The sequence below is a fragment of the Rhodococcus sp. WMMA185 genome, assembly GCF_001767395.1.
Taxonomy (GTDB): Bacteria; Actinomycetota; Actinomycetes; order Mycobacteriales; family Mycobacteriaceae; genus Rhodococcus_F.
The window spans coordinates 2,755,209-2,773,786 of sequence record NZ_CP017014.1; the positions used below are offsets into that span (position 1 = coordinate 2,755,209).

20 protein-coding genes and 4 tRNA genes are annotated in these 18,578 nt (G+C 64.8%); 5 read left to right on the forward strand and 19 right to left on the reverse strand.

Going from position 1 to position 18,578, the window contains the following annotated elements:
- Positions 1 to 51: 51 nt before the first annotated feature.
- From rplK to BFN03_RS12370, 10 genes are all read right to left on the reverse strand, one after another.
- Positions 52 to 486: a 50S ribosomal protein L11 gene (gene rplK / locus BFN03_RS12325; RefSeq protein ID WP_005252095.1), complete on the reverse strand. Its 435-nt coding sequence runs from the start codon at positions 484 to 486 to the stop codon at positions 52 to 54.
- 58 nt (positions 487 to 544) lie between these two features.
- Complete coding sequence (gene nusG / locus BFN03_RS12330) at positions 545 to 1,381, reverse strand: transcription termination/antitermination protein NusG (protein WP_070379239.1); 837 nt, start codon at positions 1,379 to 1,381, stop codon at positions 545 to 547.
- Positions 1,382 to 1,439: 58 nt separating this feature from the next.
- On the reverse strand, positions 1,440 to 1,889 hold the full coding sequence (gene secE, locus BFN03_RS12335; RefSeq protein ID WP_070379240.1) for a preprotein translocase subunit SecE: 450 nt from the start codon (positions 1,887 to 1,889) through the stop codon (positions 1,440 to 1,442).
- Between the two features lie 32 nt (positions 1,890 to 1,921).
- Positions 1,922 to 1,994 (reverse strand) — tRNA-Trp (locus tag BFN03_RS12340).
- A 186-nt stretch (positions 1,995 to 2,180) separates the two neighbouring features.
- Positions 2,181 to 2,606 carry a (3R)-hydroxyacyl-ACP dehydratase subunit HadB gene (gene hadB / locus BFN03_RS12345; RefSeq protein WP_070379241.1) on the reverse strand — a complete coding sequence of 142 codons (426 nt, stop codon included), beginning with the start codon at positions 2,604 to 2,606 and terminating at the stop codon, positions 2,181 to 2,183.
- Positions 2,593 to 3,078, reverse strand: a complete 486-nt coding sequence (gene hadA, locus BFN03_RS12350; protein ID WP_084385775.1) for a (3R)-hydroxyacyl-ACP dehydratase subunit HadA — start codon at positions 3,076 to 3,078, stop codon at positions 2,593 to 2,595. The genes hadB and hadA overlap by 14 nt, the downstream gene beginning before the upstream one ends.
- Positions 3,079 to 3,264: 186 nt before the next feature.
- Positions 3,265 to 3,432: a 50S ribosomal protein L33 gene (gene rpmG / locus BFN03_RS12355; RefSeq protein WP_005252089.1), complete on the reverse strand. Its 168-nt coding sequence runs from the start codon at positions 3,430 to 3,432 to the stop codon at positions 3,265 to 3,267.
- Between the two features lie 61 nt (positions 3,433 to 3,493).
- Positions 3,494 to 3,566 (reverse strand) — tRNA-Met (locus BFN03_RS12360).
- A 45-nt stretch (positions 3,567 to 3,611) separates the two neighbouring features.
- Positions 3,612 to 3,684 (reverse strand) — tRNA-Thr (locus BFN03_RS12365).
- Positions 3,685 to 3,901: 217 nt separating this feature from the next.
- Positions 3,902 to 3,984, reverse strand: a tRNA-Tyr gene (locus tag BFN03_RS12370).
- Between the two features lie 203 nt (positions 3,985 to 4,187).
- Here BFN03_RS12370 and BFN03_RS12375 point away from each other — a divergent pair.
- Entirely contained in the window at positions 4,188 to 4,679 is a 492-nt protein-coding gene (locus BFN03_RS12375) for a YajQ family cyclic di-GMP-binding protein (RefSeq protein ID WP_070379242.1), read from the forward strand.
- Positions 4,680 to 4,790: 111 nt separating this feature from the next.
- Here the strand turns inward: BFN03_RS12375 and htpX are convergent, their stop codons facing one another.
- Entirely contained in the window at positions 4,791 to 5,651 is an 861-nt protein-coding gene (gene htpX / locus BFN03_RS12380) for a zinc metalloprotease HtpX (RefSeq protein ID WP_070379243.1), read from the reverse strand.
- A gap of 145 nt (positions 5,652 to 5,796) precedes the next feature.
- Positions 5,797 to 6,852 (reverse strand): polyprenyl synthetase family protein, encoded by a 1,056-nt coding sequence (locus BFN03_RS12385; protein ID WP_070379244.1) that lies wholly within the window; start codon positions 6,850 to 6,852, stop codon positions 5,797 to 5,799.
- 153 nt (positions 6,853 to 7,005) lie between these two features.
- Between BFN03_RS12385 and BFN03_RS12390 the strand changes: the two genes are divergently transcribed.
- Entirely contained in the window at positions 7,006 to 8,268 is a 1,263-nt protein-coding gene (locus BFN03_RS12390; RefSeq protein WP_070379245.1) for a geranylgeranyl reductase family protein, read from the forward strand.
- A 19-nt stretch (positions 8,269 to 8,287) separates the two neighbouring features.
- Here the strand turns inward: BFN03_RS12390 and BFN03_RS12395 are convergent, their stop codons facing one another.
- The 3 genes from BFN03_RS12395 to menD all read right to left on the reverse strand — a co-directional run bounded on the left by BFN03_RS12395 (position 8,288) and on the right by menD (position 11,191).
- Complete coding sequence (locus tag BFN03_RS12395; RefSeq protein WP_070379246.1) at positions 8,288 to 8,986, reverse strand: demethylmenaquinone methyltransferase; 699 nt, start codon at positions 8,984 to 8,986, stop codon at positions 8,288 to 8,290.
- A gap of 136 nt (positions 8,987 to 9,122) precedes the next feature.
- Positions 9,123 to 9,569, reverse strand: coding sequence for a DUF3592 domain-containing protein (locus tag BFN03_RS12400; RefSeq protein ID WP_070379247.1), 447 nt, complete (start codon positions 9,567 to 9,569; stop codon positions 9,123 to 9,125).
- Positions 9,566 to 11,191 carry a 2-succinyl-5-enolpyruvyl-6-hydroxy-3-cyclohexene-1-carboxylic-acid synthase gene (gene menD, locus BFN03_RS12405; protein ID WP_070379248.1) on the reverse strand — a complete coding sequence of 542 codons (1,626 nt, stop codon included), beginning with the start codon at positions 11,189 to 11,191 and terminating at the stop codon, positions 9,566 to 9,568. Before menD ends, BFN03_RS12400 begins: the two co-directional genes overlap by 4 nt.
- 131 nt (positions 11,192 to 11,322) lie before the next feature.
- Between menD and BFN03_RS12410 the strand changes: the two genes are divergently transcribed.
- Positions 11,323 to 12,150, forward strand: coding sequence for a siderophore-interacting protein (locus BFN03_RS12410; protein ID WP_070379249.1), 828 nt, complete (start codon positions 11,323 to 11,325; stop codon positions 12,148 to 12,150).
- 75 nt (positions 12,151 to 12,225) lie between these two features.
- Here the strand turns inward: BFN03_RS12410 and BFN03_RS12415 are convergent, their stop codons facing one another.
- From BFN03_RS12415 to BFN03_RS12425, 3 genes are read right to left on the reverse strand one after another with little or no spacing between them, the layout of a single operon-like run.
- Positions 12,226 to 12,672 carry a DUF6918 family protein gene (locus BFN03_RS12415; RefSeq protein WP_070379250.1) on the reverse strand — a complete coding sequence of 149 codons (447 nt, stop codon included), beginning with the start codon at positions 12,670 to 12,672 and terminating at the stop codon, positions 12,226 to 12,228.
- A 47-nt stretch (positions 12,673 to 12,719) separates the two neighbouring features.
- A complete protein-coding gene (locus BFN03_RS12420; RefSeq protein ID WP_070379251.1) occupies positions 12,720 to 13,721 on the reverse strand; it encodes an o-succinylbenzoate synthase in 1,002 nt (333 codons plus the stop codon).
- 3 nt (positions 13,722 to 13,724) lie between these two features.
- On the reverse strand, positions 13,725 to 14,384 hold the full coding sequence (locus BFN03_RS12425; RefSeq protein ID WP_070379252.1) for a PaaI family thioesterase: 660 nt from the start codon (positions 14,382 to 14,384) through the stop codon (positions 13,725 to 13,727).
- 71 nt (positions 14,385 to 14,455) lie between these two features.
- Here BFN03_RS12425 and BFN03_RS12430 point away from each other — a divergent pair, with 71 nt between their 5' ends.
- Positions 14,456 to 15,373 (forward strand): 1,4-dihydroxy-2-naphthoyl-CoA synthase, encoded by a 918-nt coding sequence (locus BFN03_RS12430; protein ID WP_070379253.1) that lies wholly within the window; start codon positions 14,456 to 14,458, stop codon positions 15,371 to 15,373.
- Positions 15,374 to 15,453: 80 nt separating this feature from the next.
- Here BFN03_RS12430 and BFN03_RS12435 read toward each other — a convergent pair whose 3' ends face one another.
- Positions 15,454 to 16,146, reverse strand: coding sequence for a hypothetical protein (locus BFN03_RS12435; RefSeq protein WP_070379254.1), 693 nt, complete (start codon positions 16,144 to 16,146; stop codon positions 15,454 to 15,456).
- A 262-nt stretch (positions 16,147 to 16,408) separates the two neighbouring features.
- Between BFN03_RS12435 and BFN03_RS12440 the strand changes: the two genes are divergently transcribed.
- Positions 16,409 to 18,559 carry an acyltransferase family protein gene (locus tag BFN03_RS12440; protein ID WP_442971886.1) on the forward strand — a complete coding sequence of 717 codons (2,151 nt, stop codon included), beginning with the start codon at positions 16,409 to 16,411 and terminating at the stop codon, positions 18,557 to 18,559.
- Positions 18,560 to 18,578 lie beyond the last annotated feature (19 nt).

Below are 18,578 nucleotides of genomic sequence, written 5' to 3' on the forward strand. Positions count from 1 at the left end.
GGCCTGGCCGGCCCTCCCACGCTTCCTTCAGGCGAACTCGGTCCGGCGGACTCAGCCGTCGACCGTGATGCCCATCGACCGCGCGGTGCCGGCGATGATCTTCGCGGCCTGCTCGATGTCGTTGGCGTTGAGGTCTTCCTGCTTGGTCTTCGCGATCTCACGCACCTGGTCCATGGTCACGGATGCGACCTTGGTCTTGTGCGGCTCGCCGGAGCCCTTCTGCACGCCTGCAGCCTTGAGGAGCAGCTTGGCAGCCGGAGGGGTCTTCAGCTTGAAATCGAAGGTCCGGTCTTCGTAGACCGAGATTTCGACCGGCACCACGTTGCCGCGCTGAGACTCAGTCGCAGCGTTGTAGGCCTTGCAGAACTCCATGATGTTCACGCCGTGCTGACCAAGCGCGGGACCCACGGGCGGGGCAGGGTTAGCCTGACCGGCCTGGATCTGAAGCTTGATGAGCCCGGCGAGCTTCTTCTTCTTGGGGGGCATCTCGATTTCCTAATTCGTACTGGGTGTGTTCTTGCTACTGCAGTGCAAGTATGTTGCGCTAGATCTTCGCGACCTGCGTAAAGGACAGCTCGACCGGGGTTTCACGACCGAAGATCGATACGAGAACCTTGAGCTTCTGCTGTTCTGCGTTGACCTCGCTGATACTGGCCGGAAGTGTCGCGAACGGGCCGTCCATCACGGTAACCGACTCACCGACCTCGAATTCGACCTCGATGATCGGCTTCGCGACACTCTCTGCGCCGGACTCTCCAGCCGAAGTCGCCGCTGCCGCTGTGGCCTGCTGCTGCTTCTTCTGCTCCTGCTGCGGAAGCAGGAACTTGATCACCTCGTTCAGCGTCAACGGGGAGGGACGCGAAGTAGCACCGACGAACCCGGTAACTCCGGGCGTGTTGCGTACAGCTCCCCAAGACTCGTCGTTCAGCTCCATGCGGACGAGAATGTAGCCGGGCAGAACCTTGCGGTTGACCTGCTTGCGCGTTCCACCCTTGATTTCCGTGACCTCTTCGGTGGGAACTTCCACCTGGAAGATGTAGTCACCGACGTCAAGGTTCTGGACGCGAGTCTCGAGGTTGGTCTTGACCTTGTTCTCGTAGCCCGCATAGGAGTGAATGACGTACCAGTCGCCAGGAGCCCTGCGCAGCGCGGCCTTCAATTCGGCGACCGGATCCTCGGGTTCCTCGGCCGAGGCAGGCTCAACGTCCCCTGCCTCGTCGAGCGGAGCCTCGTCGAGCGGAGCCTCGGCCACCTCGTCACCTACGGTGTCCGCGGCGTCGATGCCCTCCTCGGCAGCCTCCACATCCACGTCGGCTGCCGCCTCGGCAGCAACACGCTCTTCGGCCAAGGCCTCATTCGTGTCGTTCTCGGGGGTGCTCACTGGGGCACTCGCTTCCTCTCGTCACTCACATACTTCGGATCCACCGAGGCGGATTCCGTCAACCGAACAACCAGGTGACGCCCTGGATGACCGCCAGGTCCAGTACTCCGATCAACGTCACCATGAAAACCAGGAATACCAGTACGACGCTGGTGTAGGTAATCATCTGCTTGCGATTAGGCCAGATGACCTTGCGCAGTTCCGCAATGACCTCGCGGAAGAACCGGCGCAGGCGCTTGAAGATGTTCTCCTTGCGCGGCTTGTCGGCGCGGTCCTTCTTCGAGGGTTTGACCTCGGTGGCCGCGTCTGGCTTCGAACGCTCCGGAGACTTCACGGAACCCTCGGCGACCTCGGCACCTGCAGACGAACGACGGCCCTGGCGCTTCCCGCTGGGCTTGCCCGACGGAGCGTCGGATCGCGTGATGGCGTCGTCCACAGCATCTTCGACACCACCTCGGCGCGTCGACCCTGATGTGTCGCCGCCGCGCTTGGCGCGCTCCTCGCTCACGTCGTTCCTCTCAGTCGCTGGCCATCCGGGGGCAGGGGCGACAGGACTTGAACCTGCAACCTGCGGTTTTGGAGACCGCTGCTCTGCCAGTTGAGCTACGCCCCTTCGGTCGGGTGACCTGATCACCGTCTAACGGCGAACCAGCTCCGTACCGACCAATCTGCGATTACACAACACACGCGCTACCCATGCCGGCCGAACAGCACCGTAGGGCAGCGCGCAGCGCTGGAGTAACCCCAGAAATCTCAGTGTACTTCAAAGCCCCGGAACAAACCCAATCCGTCCCGACCGTCAGGCCAGACGGACCGTTGCGGTGGCGCGACCGAAGATCTTCTTTCCCTCGGAGCGCGCCACTATCGCGACTACTGCTGTCTTGCTTTCCTCGTCGAGCGACTTCACCTTACCGGTGAACTCCACTGCTGCGGCCTTGTGAGCCTCCACGAACACGGGACTCGTGAACCGGACGTTGTACTCGGCCACGGCGCCCGGATCCCCCAGCCACGACGAGACGAATCCACCTCCGAGACCCATGGTGAGCATTCCGTGCGCGACGACGTTGGGTAGGCCGGCCAGTTTCGCGACCTCGTCGCTCCAGTGGATCGGATTCGGATCGCCGGATACACCGGCGTAGTGAACCAGGTTTCCACGTGTGAGAGTGACAACCCGCTCGGGAAGCTCTTCGCCAACCGTGACCTCGGCGAACTTACGGAGCGACATGCATCATCACATCCTTGACAGCGTGGGCGATATTCTCGTCGACCTCACCGCCGGTTCGGCCGACCAACGTGGTCCAGGTGGTCAGGACGAGATCGTCGTTCTGATCCGTGATGACGTTCTTGGTGACAATGATGTCGCTGCCCGCGACCTGCCGAAAGGAGTCCAGGTAGACGTCGCAGAAGAGACGGTCACCCGCCGTGATCGGCCGGTGGAATACCAGCCGCTGATCCGTCTGCATGATCTGACTCAGGTCGTACCCCGTGACGATCTCTTCGAAGAGGCGACGCTGCGCAATGGCGCCCACGATCGAGACGAAGGTGAGCGGGGCGACGAGGCCGTCGTATCCGAGCCCCTTCGCCGCGTCCTCGTCATAGTGCGCCGGGTGCGTATCCAGCACGGCGCGCGCATATTCGCGGACCTTCTCGCGTCCTACCTCGTAGAAGTCCTCTACGCGGTAATGATGGCCGACCATCGCCGACGCGTGCGCGGCCGGATCCGAGGAATCGTCAGGGGCCGTAGCCGTCCACGTCGGTTCGGCGGTCACGTCGATATCGGTCACGCGAAACAATCCCTTCCAGCCTGGATCTAGCCTGGGACGCCAGCCCGTTCACAGGAGCCTTTAGGACTCCCTCACGAACGCTACCCCGCCTGGATCTTTTTACTTCGACTCACGGTGCGACTGGTGAGTCCCGCAGTTCGGGCAGAACTTCTTGATCTCCAGACGATCGGGGTCGTTGCGCCGGTTCTTCTTGGTGATGTAGTTACGATGCTTGCATACCTCGCAGGCCAAGGTGATCTTTGGCCGAACGTCAGTCGAGGAGGCCACGGGATGCCTTCTTTCGGGTGTATCTGATTACCATCAATCAGGGTGGATCATGCATATTATGTAGCGGTGACCGGACTTGAACCGGCGACGCAACGATTATGAGTCGTTTGCTCTACCAACTGAGCTACACCGCCTCGGTGTCGAGTGTCGCGCACAACGCGTCCCACTTCAATCCAGCGAGCCCCCTAACGGAATCGAACCGTTGACCTTTTCCTTACCATGGAAACGCTCTGCCGACTGAGCTAAGGGGGCGTGCTTCGCTCGCACATCGCTGCGCGCCGAAGCCTTGAAGAGATTACACAGAAGTCGCTTCCAGAACCAAATTGCCTGGCCAGTGACTTCCACCATCATCTCGTCCAACTTGTCCCGGTTCCGCGAAGCCGGCTTCGCCGCACCGGATCCGAGGGCCCGCTTCTCGCCCACGGATGACCGAACCCCGGCGAGCTCTCGCTCGCCGGGGTTCGGTGGGTGGCAGGTGTAGGATTCGAACCTACGTAGGCGTAAGCCGACGGATTTACAGTCCGCTCCCATTGGCCGCTCGGGCAACCTGCCGGTTCACAGTTCGGAGCGAAAACCGCTCCTGGCTGCGGATGGAAGAATACAACGAACCTCCCCTACTAACGCAAACCGGGTGGATACAGGCGGCCCGCAACCCGATACCTTCGAGGCAGCTGACCGGAATGCAGGCATGGATTCCGGGGGAGCCCCCGCCGGGTCCTCGGCGGGGAACACGAGACGAGCATCTGGAGTGTGAAGTGGCTGATTCTTCCTTCGATGTAGTGAGCAAGGTGGAGCGTCAGGAGGTTGACAACGCGCTACATCAGGCCGGCAAGGAGCTGTCGACCCGGTTCGACTTCCGGAATACGGGAGCATCGATCGAATGGTCAGGAGAGGAAACCATCACCCTGACCGCCGACAGCGAGGAGCGGTTACTCGCCGCCCTCGAGGTCTTCAAGGAGAAGTTGATTCGGCGCGACATCTCACTCAAGGCCTTCGACGCCGGCGACCCGGCGCAGTCCGGCAAGGTCTACAAACTGTCCGGCAGCCTCGTCCAGGGCATCACCACGGAGAATGCAAAGAAGATCGCCAAGAAGATCCGCGACGAGGGGCCGAAGGGGGTAAAAGCCCAGATCCAGGGAGACGAGCTGCGGGTCAGCAGCAAGAAACGTGACGACCTGCAGGCCGTCATTTCACTGCTGAAGGGTGAAGACTTCGGAATAGCGCTGCAGTTCGTGAATTACCGGTGACCCTGTGAATTGCCGGTGACCCCGTGAATCTTCGGCAGCGGTAATTCCCCGGTGTGAGTCCCTGGTCGAATCCGATTCGACCAGGGACCGACCCCCACGAAATTGCGCCGCCTACATGCCCGCCATTCGCTCGAGACGCTGAATTCGCTCAGCCATGGGGGGGTGGGTGGAGAACATCTTGCTCATCCTCTCGCCGGTGCGGAACGGGTTCGCGATCATCAGATGCGACTGAGCCGCGAGCTGCGGCTCCGGGGGCAAGGGGGCAGCCTGGGTGCCCTGCTCGAGCTTTCGGAGCGCGGACGCGAGCGCCAGGGGGTCGCCCGTGAGTTCCGCGCCCGACTGGTCGGCCTGAAACTCACGCGACCGCGACACCGCCAGTTTCACGATCGTCGCGGCTATCGGACCGAGCAGAGACACCAATAGCAGAACGAGCGGATTGGCGCCCTGTCCCCCGCCTCGTCCGCCGAAAATGTTGGCGAAGATCGCGAAATTCGCGAGGCCGGAAACGACAGCAGCCATCGCACCGGCCACCGAGGAAATGAGGATGTCGCGGTTGTAGACATGGGACAGCTCGTGGCCGAGCACTGCGCGTAACTCTCGCTCGTTGAGGATCTGCAGGATGCCGCTGGTACAGCAGACCGCGGCATGGCGTGGATTGCGACCTGTCGCGAACGCGTTGGGCGCACTCGTTGGGCTGATGTAGAGCCTCGGCATGGGCTGGTGCGCCGTGGTCGCCAACTCCCGGACGATACGGTACATCGTCGGCGCCTGCACCTCGGTGACCGGCTGAGCACGCATCGCCTTGAGCGCAAGCTTGTCGCTGTTGAAGTACACGTACGCGTTCATCCCTAACGCGAACACGATCGCCAGCAGCAAGATGGTCGGGTTGTCGAACAATGCGCCGATGAACACGATCAGCGCCGACATGCCGACCAGCAGAACCAGAGTCTTCATCCCGTTTGCGTAGTGCACGTCTCACCTTCCTATCGCCGTCACCCGATCACGATCGTTCCATATTTCGAGATCATGATGATTCAACGAAACAAGGTGGCAGGAGGGTTCCCGGCCGGACGACGAGGAGCCGAGCGGCTACGCGCCCGGGCGTCGAGGGTTCGGCTCAGCCGACCCGCTCGATCGTGTAATCGACGAGCTTGACCAGCGCGTCGTTGGCTGGACCCTTCGGTAGTTCCGCGAGTTGCGCAAGTGCCAGGGCCCCGAACTCCCCGAGCTTCGCTTTGGCGGCGGCCATCCCGGGCGAGCGTTGAAGGAGCGCGAGCGCTTCCGCGACGTCGTCGTCATCGGTGACGGGTCCGTCGAGGAGTTCGCGCAGTCGATCGGCGTCAGGGCCCTTTTCACGCAGCGCGTACAAGACGGGAAGTGTGTGGACGCCCTCCCTCAGATCGGTTCCGGGTGTCTTGCCTGACTGCGCCGACACCGAGGAGATGTCGATGATGTCGTCGGAGATCTGGAAGGCCGTGCCAACAGCGTCGCCTAGGCGTTCGAGCCGTTGGACGTGCTCCGCGTCCGCACCGGAGAACGTGCCGCCGAAACGCCCACAGGCCGCGATCAGTGATCCCGTCTTCTCCCAGACGACCTTGAGGTAGTGCTCGACCGGGTCCTGTTCGTCGCGAAGGCCGATCGTCTCGCGCATCTGGCCCGTCACGAGCTCGGCAAACGTCTCCGCGATGATCTGAACTGCGGACGGTCCGAGCGTGGAAACAAGACGTGATGCGTGCGCGAACAGATAATCGCCCGCGAGAATCGCGACACTGTTACCCCAACGTGAGTTAGCGCTGACCACGCCACGACGCATCGACGCTTCATCCATCACGTCGTCGTGGTACAGAGTCGCGAGGTGTACCAATTCCACGACTGTGGCAGCCGTGACGACCGAGGGGTCGGAGCCCGTCGGTCCGAGCTGTGCCGTGAGCACCGTGAACAGCGGGCGAAAGCGCTTGCCCCCCGCCTTCGCAAGATGCAGCGCGGCTTCCGTCAGGAAATCCTCTCCGTCCGAAAGCTCACTGACCAGCAATTTCTCAACTTGGTCCAGTCCTTCGCGGACGGTAGCGGCGAGCTGCGGGTCGCCGAGATCGATCCCGGCGACCGTAGTCTCTACTACAGCGTCGGCAGCAGTATGTGCTGCGCCCTCGGTGCTCACGTTCCCAGTACCCATTCCTGTCGTCAGTGACGGCTCGGTCCCCGAGCCGTCGACGACGGCTCGGGTACCACGCTAGTGAACCTAGCGGTAGCGCTGACCGTCGGGCACGGCGCGGTACCCATGTACGGCGCGGTGTGGCCGCACGGCGAGGCCTGAGAGGATGTAGCTGTGATAGCCGAGAAGAAGTCGCCCGTGGGCTCCCCGCTCCCCAACGTCACCGATGTCCTGGTCATCGGCGCTGGTCCGGCGGGTTCTTCGGCTGCGTCGTGGGTAGCACGAACTGGTCGCGACGTAGTTCTCGTCGACGCCGCCGTGTTCCCTCGCGACAAGACATGTGGCGACGGCCTCACACCGCGTGCCGTCGCGGAACTCGATCTCCTCGGCCTCGGCGACTGGGTGCGATCGAAGGCGACCAACCGCGGACTACGGCTGCACGGCTTCGGCCAGGAGCTCGAACTCGAGTGGCCGGGCAAATCCTTCCCTTCGGTCGGCAGCGCAGTGGCGCGCACCGAACTGGACGACAAAATCCGGTCGAAGGCAATCGAGGCCGGCGCCGTAATGGTGCAGGGCGCCAAAGCGGTCGGGGTCGAACGCACCGGCGATCGAGTATCAGCCGTCACCCTCGAGACCGCTGACGGCACATCCACGATCGCCTGCCGAGCGCTGATCATTGCGGACGGTGTCCGATCGACGCTCGGAAAGCAACTGGGCCGTCAATGGCACCGGAACACTGCCTACGGGGTCGCCGCCCGCGCCTACATCGCGACCGCCCGTAGTGCTGACCCATGGATCACTTCACACCTCGAGTTGCGTGACCGCTCCGGGGCGCTGCAGTCGGGATACGGATGGGTGTTCCCGCTCGGAACCGGCGAGGTCAACATCGGTGTCGGAACCCTGGCCACGGCCAAGCGTCCGGCCGCGGGAGCGCTGCGACCACTACTGGACCTCTACACCGCCCAGCGCCGCGACGAGTGGAACTGGACCGGCGAGCTCCGGGCGGTCGCGTCCGCGTTGCTGCCGATGGGCGGTGCGGTGTCGCACATCGCAGGCCGCAACTGGGCGATCATCGGCGACGCGGCCGCCTGCGTAAATCCCCTGAACGGCGAAGGCATCGACTACGGGCTCGAGGGCGGTCGTCTGGTGGCGCAGATCCTGGGCGCCGACGACCTGACGCACCAGTGGCCCTCGATCCTCAGGGAGCACTACGGACGGGCGTTCTCGGTGGCCCGCCGACTTGCCGGACTCCTGACCGTTCCGCGAGTGCTTCCTGCATCCGGACCGATGGCGATGCGGTCGCGTGCACTGATGACGGTTGCGGTTCGCGTCATGGGCAACCTTGTCACCGAGGAGGACAGTGACCTCACCGCCCGCGCTTGGCGGGCCTCGGGCCGGTTGTCGGAGAAGGTCGACTCGCGACCACTGTTCGGCTGACGCTCTGTGCGATCCGCAGCTAGCGCGTGGCGCGGTGCAGTGCCACGACACCACCGGTAAGGTTGCGCCACTGCACGTTCCGCCACCCCGCAGCCTCGATTCGCTGGGCGAGTTCCGATTGATCGGGCCAGGCGCGGATGGACTCCGCGAGATACACGTACGCGTCGGGGTTGCTGCTCACGGCACGGGCGACCCGTGGCAGCGCCCTCATCAGATACTCCATGTAGACGGTGCGGAACGGCCCGAACACCGGCGTCGAGAATTCGCTGACGACCAGACGCCCGCCGGGCTTGGTGACCCGCGCGATCTCTCGGAGACCGGCGTCGAAGTCGGACACGTTGCGAAGCCCGAAGGATATGGTCGCCGCGTCGAACACCGCGTCGGCGTAAGGCAGGTGCATGGCGTCACCCGCGACCATCGGAACCCGGCGATCTACTCCGGCCTGCAACATTCCCTTGGAGAAATCGGTGGCCACACACCACGCACCCGACCTTCCGAGTTCAACGGTCGACACACCGGTTCCCGCGGCAAGATCGAGAACCCGCTCCCCCGGCTTCAGCGCCAACGCGGAGCGTGTCGCCTTGCGCCAACTGCGATCCTGCCCGAACGACAGGATCGTGTTGGTGAGGTCATAGCGCTTCGCAACGGCGTCGAACATCGATGCGACCTCATGCGGATCCTTCTCGAGCGACGCGCGCGAACCGTGTGTAGTTGCCACAGGCAAACGCTACCAACCGCACCCGATGCAGCTTGCGGCGCCGCACACCCAATTGCCTCATGGATGCGCTCGAAGACCCGAGCTGGACACCCTCGAGGGATGCCCGGCTCGGGATGCCCGGCTCGAACAAGCCTCGTCAGGTCCGCGACGAACTCGGCGCCGAGGCCACGGCCAAACGCTCGCGTCGGCGGAGATACCACCACACAGGCCCCGCGATCAGCCATGTCACCACGATCACGGACCCGGCCGGCACGATCGCCACCCTGGCGTCGCGGCCCGACACCCGGACCAGGTCGGGATCGCTGCGCGCATATTCGACGTCGATCCGTTGACCCACCGTGAGGTTGGTCGGGTAGAGCACGCCGAGTTGAGGATTGTGCGTCACGCCGTCGGGTGTGACGAAGATGATCGCTGAACGCAGCGATCCTGCCGACAGCACCTCGGCTGTAGCGACGCCCTTGTCCGAGTCGATGGTGTGGTCGTCTTTCCATGCGGCCAACACCAGGAGGACGGCCAGGATCGAGATCCCGGTCGCCACTACCAACACTGAACGCCCGAGGCGGGCGGCTATCTGCGCGTTCACAACTGCGCGCGCACCGAGGCATGCAACTCGCGTAGCCCGGAGCGGTCGGTCTTCACCTCGAGCACCCGGATTCCGCGGTCAGGAGGACCCGACGGAGCGCTCAGCCGATCGGATAGCTCACCGACATCGACCAGGTGGTGTTCTACGCGGTAGGAGGCACACAGCGCGGCGAGATCCATGTGGTGCGGCGTACCGAAAACCCGTTCGAACGCGCCGGAGTATTGCGGATCGCCCTGCTCGAGCAGCCCGAAGATGCCTCCGCCGTCGTCGTTGGCCACCACTATGGTCAGGTCTGACGGTCGTGGTTCCTCCGGGCCGATGAGTAATCCGGAGGCGTCGTGCAGGAATGTGAGGTCACCGAGCAGGGCCACCGTGCGTCCCCCGTCGTACGCGAGAGCCGCGCCCACGGCCGCCGACACGGTGCCGTCGATGCCGGCCACGCCCCGATTCGACAGAACGCGGATCCGCGGAGACGGGTAGCTGACCAGCGCAGCATCGCGCACAGGGTTGGACGACCCGAGCAGAAGCTGATCACCATGGGAAAGGGCGTCCATCACCGCAGCTGCCACGTGCAGCCCCGTCGCGTTCGGGTGGGCGGCGAGTTGCTCGCGTACTGCCTTGTCGGTGTGTTCCGACAGCGTGCGGCAGCGGTTGATCCAGGCGGCGTCGGGCTCCCCGGTCACCACTGCGCGGGTGCCTGTAGCTCGGACGTTGCCGGACACGTCCGGCCAGCGCGGACCCGTGGTAAGCGCATACACGTCAACCCTCGGATCGGCGAGCACCTTGGACACCGACCGGTGCAGCGTCGGGCGTCCGGTAACGATGGCCTGGCGAGGGTTGAGCTGCGACAGCGCCATCGGGTGAACCGGAATGCCGTGCAGCGGCGCCGTCGGTTCCGCGACCGTCGGCAGTCCGGCGAGTTCAGGCCGCAGGGCAGAGCCGTGCCCGGAGATCACGATCGTGTCGGCAGTGACATCGAGCTCGAGTGGAACGTCGAGCGTCGCGTGCACGGTCGTGGTCCACGCCGCACCCTTCGGTCGCCCCTGCGGGATCGGGCCCTGAGCATGAACATCGGGGACAAGAGGTTCCCGCAGTGGAATGTCGAACTGCACCGGACCGGCATTGCCCGACCGCGTCCCACGCGCCGCAGCGAGAACCCGGCACACCGCCGACCGCCACTGACTGTTCTGATCGCGGTCATCCTCAGCCAGCCCCAGACTGATTGCGGCACGCACCTGTTCACCGAACAGTCCGAGCTGCTCGATGGTCTGGTTCGCGCCCGTTCCGAGCATCTCGTAGGGCCGATTCGCGCTGAGCACCACAAGCGGCACCCGTGCGTAGTTGGCCTCGAAGACCGCGGGACCGAGATTGGCCACCGCAGTACCGGACGTCATGACGATCGGCACGGGTCTGCCGCTCGCGACGGCCAATCCCACAGCGAGGAACCCCGCAGTGCGTTCGTCGATGCGCACGTGCAACCGCAGACGTCCCTCGGCATCGGCCGCTTGCAATGCGAATGCGAGCGGCGCATTCCGCGAACCCGGGCAGAGTACGGCGTCTCGCACTCCGCCACGGACCAGTTCATCGACGACTGTGGTGGCTTGTGCAGTGGAAGGGTTCACGACCTCGAGTTTGCCAGACCCTACAAATCCGCAGGATCCGGCAAAGTTCGTATGGTGACCTGAGCCCGACATCGAGGCCATTGGTTAGGCTTACCTGACGGACAACACCCGATGGGGGATACACCAACGCCATGGCCAAGCGCGGCAAGTTCATAAAGCCTCAGAACCGACGGATCTCGTCCGCGCGGGTCGTTGCCAGCAAGAAGATCAGCCCGAACTTCGTGCGGGTCACCATCGCAGGAGACGAACTCGGCTCCGTGATCCCGATGGGTTTCGATCAATGGTTCCGAATGTTCGTTCCCCAGCCGGGTCAGAAAACGCTGCGGCTACCAAGCAGCGGGGGTGGTCTCTGGTACACCCACTACAGGCTGATGGCCAAAGATGTCCGGCCTGTCGTACGCAACTACACGATCCGGGACTTTCGTGCGGCAGGATCGGGAACGTTCGGCGGCACCACCGAGATCGACATCGACTTCGCAGCGCACGGCGACCTCGGGCCTGCATCCGCGTGGGCGAGTACGACCGAAGCCGGGGACGAACTGGCGATACTCGACGAGGGGCGGGTCTACAACCCCACACCAGGCGCCGAGTGGCAATTGCTCGTCGGTGACGAGAGTGCGCTCCCCGCAATCGCGGGGATCATGACATCGGCACCTCGCGACCTTCGCGCCGAGGTATTCATCGAGATTGCCGACGCCGAAGACGCTCAGGACCTTCCGGTGGGTGACGGGGTGAATGTGCATTGGCTGGTGCGCGGGGACTCGACTGCCCACCCGGGAGCACTGGCACTGCGCTCCGTCATGGAGGCCGAGTTACCGACAGGGCCGTCGTACGCCTTCGTCGCGGGAGAGAGCGGGCTGGCCACGTCGCTGCGACGCCATCTCGTCATCGATCGTGGCGTTCCCAAGTCCGACATCGCGTTCACCGGATACTGGCGCCACGGGCACGCGTCGTTCTGACCGACACGCACGTGAGGTGGCGGGCTGTACCGAGCACAACCCGCCACCTCACAGAGAACTATCAGCCGGGAACTGTCAGCCGGCGTACTTCTGAACGAGAACTCCCAAACGCGGAAGTGCCTCGATCACATTCTTCTTCGCCGACGGACGCAGCGAGGAGTACACCTTCTTGATCGCCGTGCGATCACTACCCTCGATACGCTCGTCGGTGACGCCGAGCAGCGAGTCCGCGACCTCGTCGCCGCGCGCGACCAGGTACTCGGAGAATCCACTCTCGCCGCTGGCTGCGAATGCCTGCCAGTACGGCTCGAGCTTGGTCACGAATTCAGGCAGCAGACCCTCGATCGCGGACGGCACGATGGACGGCCCCAACTTCTTGACCGTGGCGTAGCCGCCCTTGAGTGCCAGCCCCGAGGCTCCCGACTTGTCCGAAACCTCTGCGTCGATCAGTGCCTCCACGTCCGCGATCACCGCGGGGAAGTGCGCCTCGCCGAGCAGGGTTTCGTTCAGAGCTGCAACCACTTTCAATGCCTCCGTATTTTGCCGTGCAATCACGTTCGGGCAGCACACTATACGAAGAACAGACCGTCACGTTTATCTAGCAACCCATGGCAACGGCGCGCCCGTTCCGTCCACCAGCGTGAACGCTCTGCAGGCGCGGCCAGCGCTTCGATACGGGTTGTGTCAGGTATCACCGCACGGACGGCAAGTTTCCCCCCGACGGGTACGTGTGGCGGGGCCACGTCCGACTCGAACAACCCGCCGGTACCCAGTCCGCAGGCGAGGGGTAAGTCGGGAAGAGCTGCTGCCGCCGCCGTACCGGCTGCGATGCCCACAGCTGTGTCGAGGGCGCTCGACACCACCACCGGCACCCCATGCGCGGACAACTCGTCCGCCAGCGACAGCAGCCTCCGCATGCCCCCGAGAGGGGCGACTTTGACGACAGCAACGTCGGCTCCGCCCGCCCGAACCACCTTCATCGGATCCTCTGCGCGGCGGATGCTCTCGTCGGCCGCCACCCGTACCTCAGGCACCCGTCGACGTACCTCCACCAGCTCCGAGACGCTCGCGCAAGGTTGCTCTGCATACTCGAGTGGGCCGTCCGCGGAGAGAGCACGCAGCGCTTCCTCGGCCTCATCCACCGACCATCCCCCGTTGGAGTCGATGCGCACGTTCGGGATGAGCGCGCGAACCGCGTTCACCCGAGCGAGATCGTCGCCTAAGGTCTGTCCATGTTCGGCCACTTTCACTTTCGCCGTTTGCGCACCGGGATACCGCTCGAGCACGGCAGGCACTGCCGCTGCCGCGACTGCAGGAACGGTCGCATTGATCGGCACCGCCGACCGTATTGCGGGCGGCGGTCCGAGCCACGCATGTTCTATCGCGGACTGCAGCCAGAGCGCCGCCTCCTCGTCCGCGTATTCAGGGAAGGGTGCGAACTCACCCCACCCAGCGGGACCGCGCAGTAGTAGAGCCTCCCGCGTCGTAATGCCCCGAAACCGCACGCGCATAGGCAGACTCACCACAGCGGCATCTGCCAGAACTTCCTCGACAGCAGGCAGGGAGATCACGAGTCAGGGCTGCCCGGGCAACAACTCGAGCATCAGCGCCTCGCAATCGGCGAGCAGGGTGTCCCCGTCGGTCAGGCGTGCGGTGACGAACGTCTTGCGTCCCTCGACGCGGTCGACGCTGCCCTCCACGGTCAACGTCTTGTTCAGTGGCGTGATGGCGCGGTAGTTCACGTGCAAGTAGGCGGTGCGGCTGATGGGTCGGCCGTACGCGTGGACGATCATTCCCATCAGGTCGTCGAACAGCAGGGGCAGCGTGCCGCCGTGAGCTGCACCGTTACCGCCGAGGTGGAAGCGCCGGAACACGCCGGTGCTGCGCACACCGTCCGGACCGAACTTGTCGACAATCCAGGGGAGCATGAGCAGGCTGCCGCGTCCGGGAAGTTGCATCGACCGGCCTGCCGGTGACTTGCCTTCGGGGGCAACGTACGGGCCGAGGAGTTCACCGAGAGCTTCGACATGGCCGACTGCCTTTGCCAGGACGTCATCGGGTGCGTCGATCGAGACCGCGAGATCCTGCAAAGTACGCATGCCCTCGACGAACCGTGACCAGTCGGGAGTGGGTGTCGCGGCTTCGAACTTGGGGAACCCGCCGTGATGCTCGTAGTCGTCATCGCGCTGTGAGGATTCCACTCGGTTTACCGCGTCGGCGGTCTGTTCACTCATACCTGCACGGTAATCGCGGAAGAAACACCTGCGCGCAGGTACCCGAGAACACCACCGATAACCTCGACGCCGTGACCTTCAACCCGCAGCACTGGCGACCGGTTCCCGGATTCGAGAACCTGACCGACATCACCTACCACCGGCATGTCACTCAGGGCATCGTCCGCGTGGCATTCGACCGCCCCGAGGTACGCAACGCATTCCGCCCACACACCGTCGACGAGTTGTACCGCGCGCTCGATCACGCCCGGATGACGTCCGACGTGGGCGCAGTACTTCTCACCGGCAACGGCCCGAGCCCCAAGGATGGGGGCTGGGCGTTCTGCTCCGGCGGTGATCAGCGCATCCGAGGCCGGAGTGGCTATCAGTACACCGAGCACGACGCGACCACCGGCCGCGCAGGTGAGACCTCGGACACGATCGACAGGGCACGCGCGGGCCGCCTTCACATCCTCGAGGTTCAGCGGCTGATCCGGTTCATGCCGAAGGTGGTCATCTGCCTCGTCAACGGTTGGGCTGCCGGCGGTGGGCACAGCCTGCACGTGGTGTGCGATCTGACGCTCGCCAGCCGTGAACACGCCCGCTTCAAGCAGACCGACGCCGATGTAGGCAGCTTCGACGGCGGCTACGGCAGCGCCTACCTCGCCAAGATGGTGGGCCAGAAGTTCGCCCGAGAGATCTTCTTCCTCGGCGAGACCTACACCGCAGAACAGATGCACCAGATGGGCGCGGTCAACAAGGTTGTCGACCATGCCGAGCTCGAGGACGTGGCGATCGACTGGGCCACCAAGATCAACGGCAAGTCACCCCAGGCACAGCGCATGCTCAAGTATGCGTTCAACCTGCAGGACGACGGACTCGTCGGCCAGCAACTCTTCGCCGGCGAGGCGACCCGGATGGCGTACATGACCGATGAAGCCGTCGAAGGCCGCGACTCCTTCCTCGAAAAGCGCGAACCCGACTGGAAGCCCTACCCCTGGTACTTCTGACTCCTCATCTGCCCCACCCGAATCAGAGATTCCCACACCGAGAGCCTCTTGGCGATGAGGTTGCCGCCGATTGGTCGCAGTCACGCGCCCGACCCCACCGTCCCGAAGGTCAACGCCACGTCCCACGGTGTGACACCCCACGTATTGATCGCCGACGCCACGAAAGCACCTGCCACCGACAGTGATGACTCGGTAGGCGGTGACGTCACAGTCGCCCCAGGCTGGTCTCTCGGTACTTCGGGCCAGATCCCGGTGCCACGTGGGGCGGGCGCTGCCTCGAGCAGGGACACCGGACCAGAACCCTGATCGAGCACAGCGAACAGGCAGTACGGGTCACTCGGTGCATTCCAGCCTCCCAACTCCGCCACATAGAACTCGTCCCGCTCGGCAGCCGAGATCGCTGCCGCCGTGAGGAAATGTTTGAGGTCTTTCCACGGGTTCGTCTCGGGTCGGGTCGGCTTACCGAGCTGCACTCTGTTCGCCTGCACTTGCGGTGCCTCCCCGGACCCCGATACGAACCGACCCTGCACCAGCAGTGTGCCGGTGTCCGGGTTCAGCAACAATGCCTCGCGGAAGCGGTTGTCAGGCATCGGGGTACGACCGACCAGTCCGCGGCCGAGCACTCCACCTAGCCAGTCGGGGTCCTCGACACCCCACAGCTTGCTCTCGGTCCGCGTCCACGTACGGACCAGCCCACCCGACACAGGACTGATCATTGCCGGTACCAACGTCGACCCCACCACCACACCTCGCAGGTACTCATCAGTCGTCATTCCTCGCCCTCCCGGTCACAGCACCAAACCCGCTGACGTTTCCGCGATGCGGACAACAGTTCAACTTATCGGCGAGTACCGACACAAAAACGTCCCTGCACGGCCCCACCATGAGTTGTCGTGCCGCCCCACGGTCCGTCGACCGCGGCGCGGCGCTCGTGTGGCCCCGGTCACTGCGGGCATAATTGCGCGCGTGCCCCGCTCCGGCCGCCACGCTGCTCCGAAAGGCTCGCCGACGATCCTCTCTACGCCGGCGGGCTCTCTGGGCAAACGGGTGGCCGGTTCCGTCCGCGCCCCGGCCGAACAGGGGTTCCGCCCCGACATCGAGGGGCTGCGAGCGGTCGCGGTGCTGGCCGTCGTTCTGTTCCACGCCGGTGTGCCCGGCATTGGCGGGGGGTTCGTCGGTGTCGACGTCTTCTTCGTCGTCTCCGGGTTCCTCATCACCGGGCTGCTCTGGCGGGACGTGGCGGCCACTGGCACCGTCCGGGTGGCCCGGTTCTACGGCGCACGGGCACGGCGACTGCTGCCGGCCGGGACCCTCGTCCTGGTAGCCACCGCGATCGGTTCGGCGCTGCTGCTGCCACCGTTGCAGGCGCGCCAGGCCATCGGCGACGGCATAGCGAGCGCTCTGTATGTCGGAAACTACCGGTTCGCACTGCAAGGCACCGACTACCTCGCCACGGATGCACCTCCGTCACCGTTCCAGCACTACTGGTCGCTCGGCGTGGAAGAGCAGTTCTACATCCTGTGGCCCGCTCTGATCGTCGGCACGGCCTGGCTGATTCATCGCCGACGTGCGCGCGACGATGTCCGCACGCCCTCCGTCATGCCGTACGTGCTGGTGTTGGCGGTGGTCGCGATGGGATCGTTCGCAGTGTCGCTGCATTGGACCCACACACAGCCGCCGTGGGCGTTCTTCACGCTCCCGTCCCGGGCATGGGAATTGGCCGCCGGTGGGCTGGTCGCACTCACCGTTCCCCTCTGGCGGAGACTGCCCGCACTCCCCGCCGTCATCGCCGGCTGGACAGGGCTGACCCTGATTGCCATCGCTTGCGTGCGACTCGGCGAGACGACGCCGTATCCCGGCACCGCGGGTTTGCTACCGGTGCTGGGCACCGTGTTGGTGATCGGCGCCGGGTGCGCGGCGCCGCAGCTCGGAGCGGGCCGCTGGCTGTCGCTGTCGACGATGCGTGCGGTCGGGCGCCTGTCGTACTCCTGGTACCTGTGGCACTGGCCGCTGTTGATCCTGACGCCTGCATTCGTCGGCCATGAACTCGACCTGCCCGGCAAGCTGATCGCCGTGGCGGTGGCCGCCGGGCTCGCCGCCCTCACACTGCATCTGGTCGAGAACCCCGTCCGGTTCGCCCCGGTGCTGCGCCACTCCACGGACCGCAGCCTTGCTCTCGGCGGCGCCGTCACGGCGCTCGCCGTCTGCGCCTGCCTGGTTCTACTCACGGTGCGACCGGTCCCGGTCGGCCAAGGACAGGCGGCCACGGCGATGACGGTCACCGCTCCGACTCAACCCGCCGCCCCCACCGCTGATCCACTCGACGCCGCGGTGGACGAACTGACCGCGCAGGTGCAGGCAGCGGTCGCGGCATCGGCCGGATTGCGTGCCGTTCCATCGAACCTCTCCCCTCCACTGGCCAATGCGTCCTCGAGCACGCCGAACGTGTTCGTCAACGGATGTGTGCGCTCATGGCTCGAGGTCGGGCAAGGCGAGTGCGCGTCGGGCGACACCGCCTCGCCCACCACGGTGGCCCTGGTCGGCGACTCGCACGCCGCGATGTGGAGCCCGGCGTTCGAGCAGATCGCCGAGCAGCGGGGCTGGCGGCTGGAGACCCTGGGCAAAGTCACCTGCCCGCTGCTGGACCTTCCGCTGACCAGCCCCTATCTCGGTCGCGAATACAGTGAGTGCGTGCAGTGGCGCGGCGAGATCGTGGCCCGGTTGCTGGCCGAGCGACCCAAACTGATCGTGCTGAGCATGTCCCGCCGCTATGGCGGAGATTTCGGCTTCACCACATACGGACCCGAGTGGCTCGATGGACTGACCCGCATGGTGACGCAGCTACGGGCAACCGGGGCGGACGTGCTGGTGCTCGGCCCGGTTCCGGATCCGCACTCGACGGTGCCGACGTGTCTGTCCGCGCACCTCGACGACGCCACGGCGTGTTCCCCGGAGCGCGCGGAAGCGGTGAACGCCCCCGGCATAGCGGCCGAAGCGGCGGCCACGGTAGCAGGGGGCGGACGGTACGCCGATCTCACCGACCTGTTCTGCACAGCCGACCGTTGCCCGGTAATAGTCGGCAACGACCTGGTGTTCCGCGACGACAATCACCTCACGATCGAGTACGCGAAAGCACTCTCCCCCGTCATCGCCGCCCTCACCGACCGCGCCGTCGACGACGGATGAGCCCAGCGGTCACTCTGCG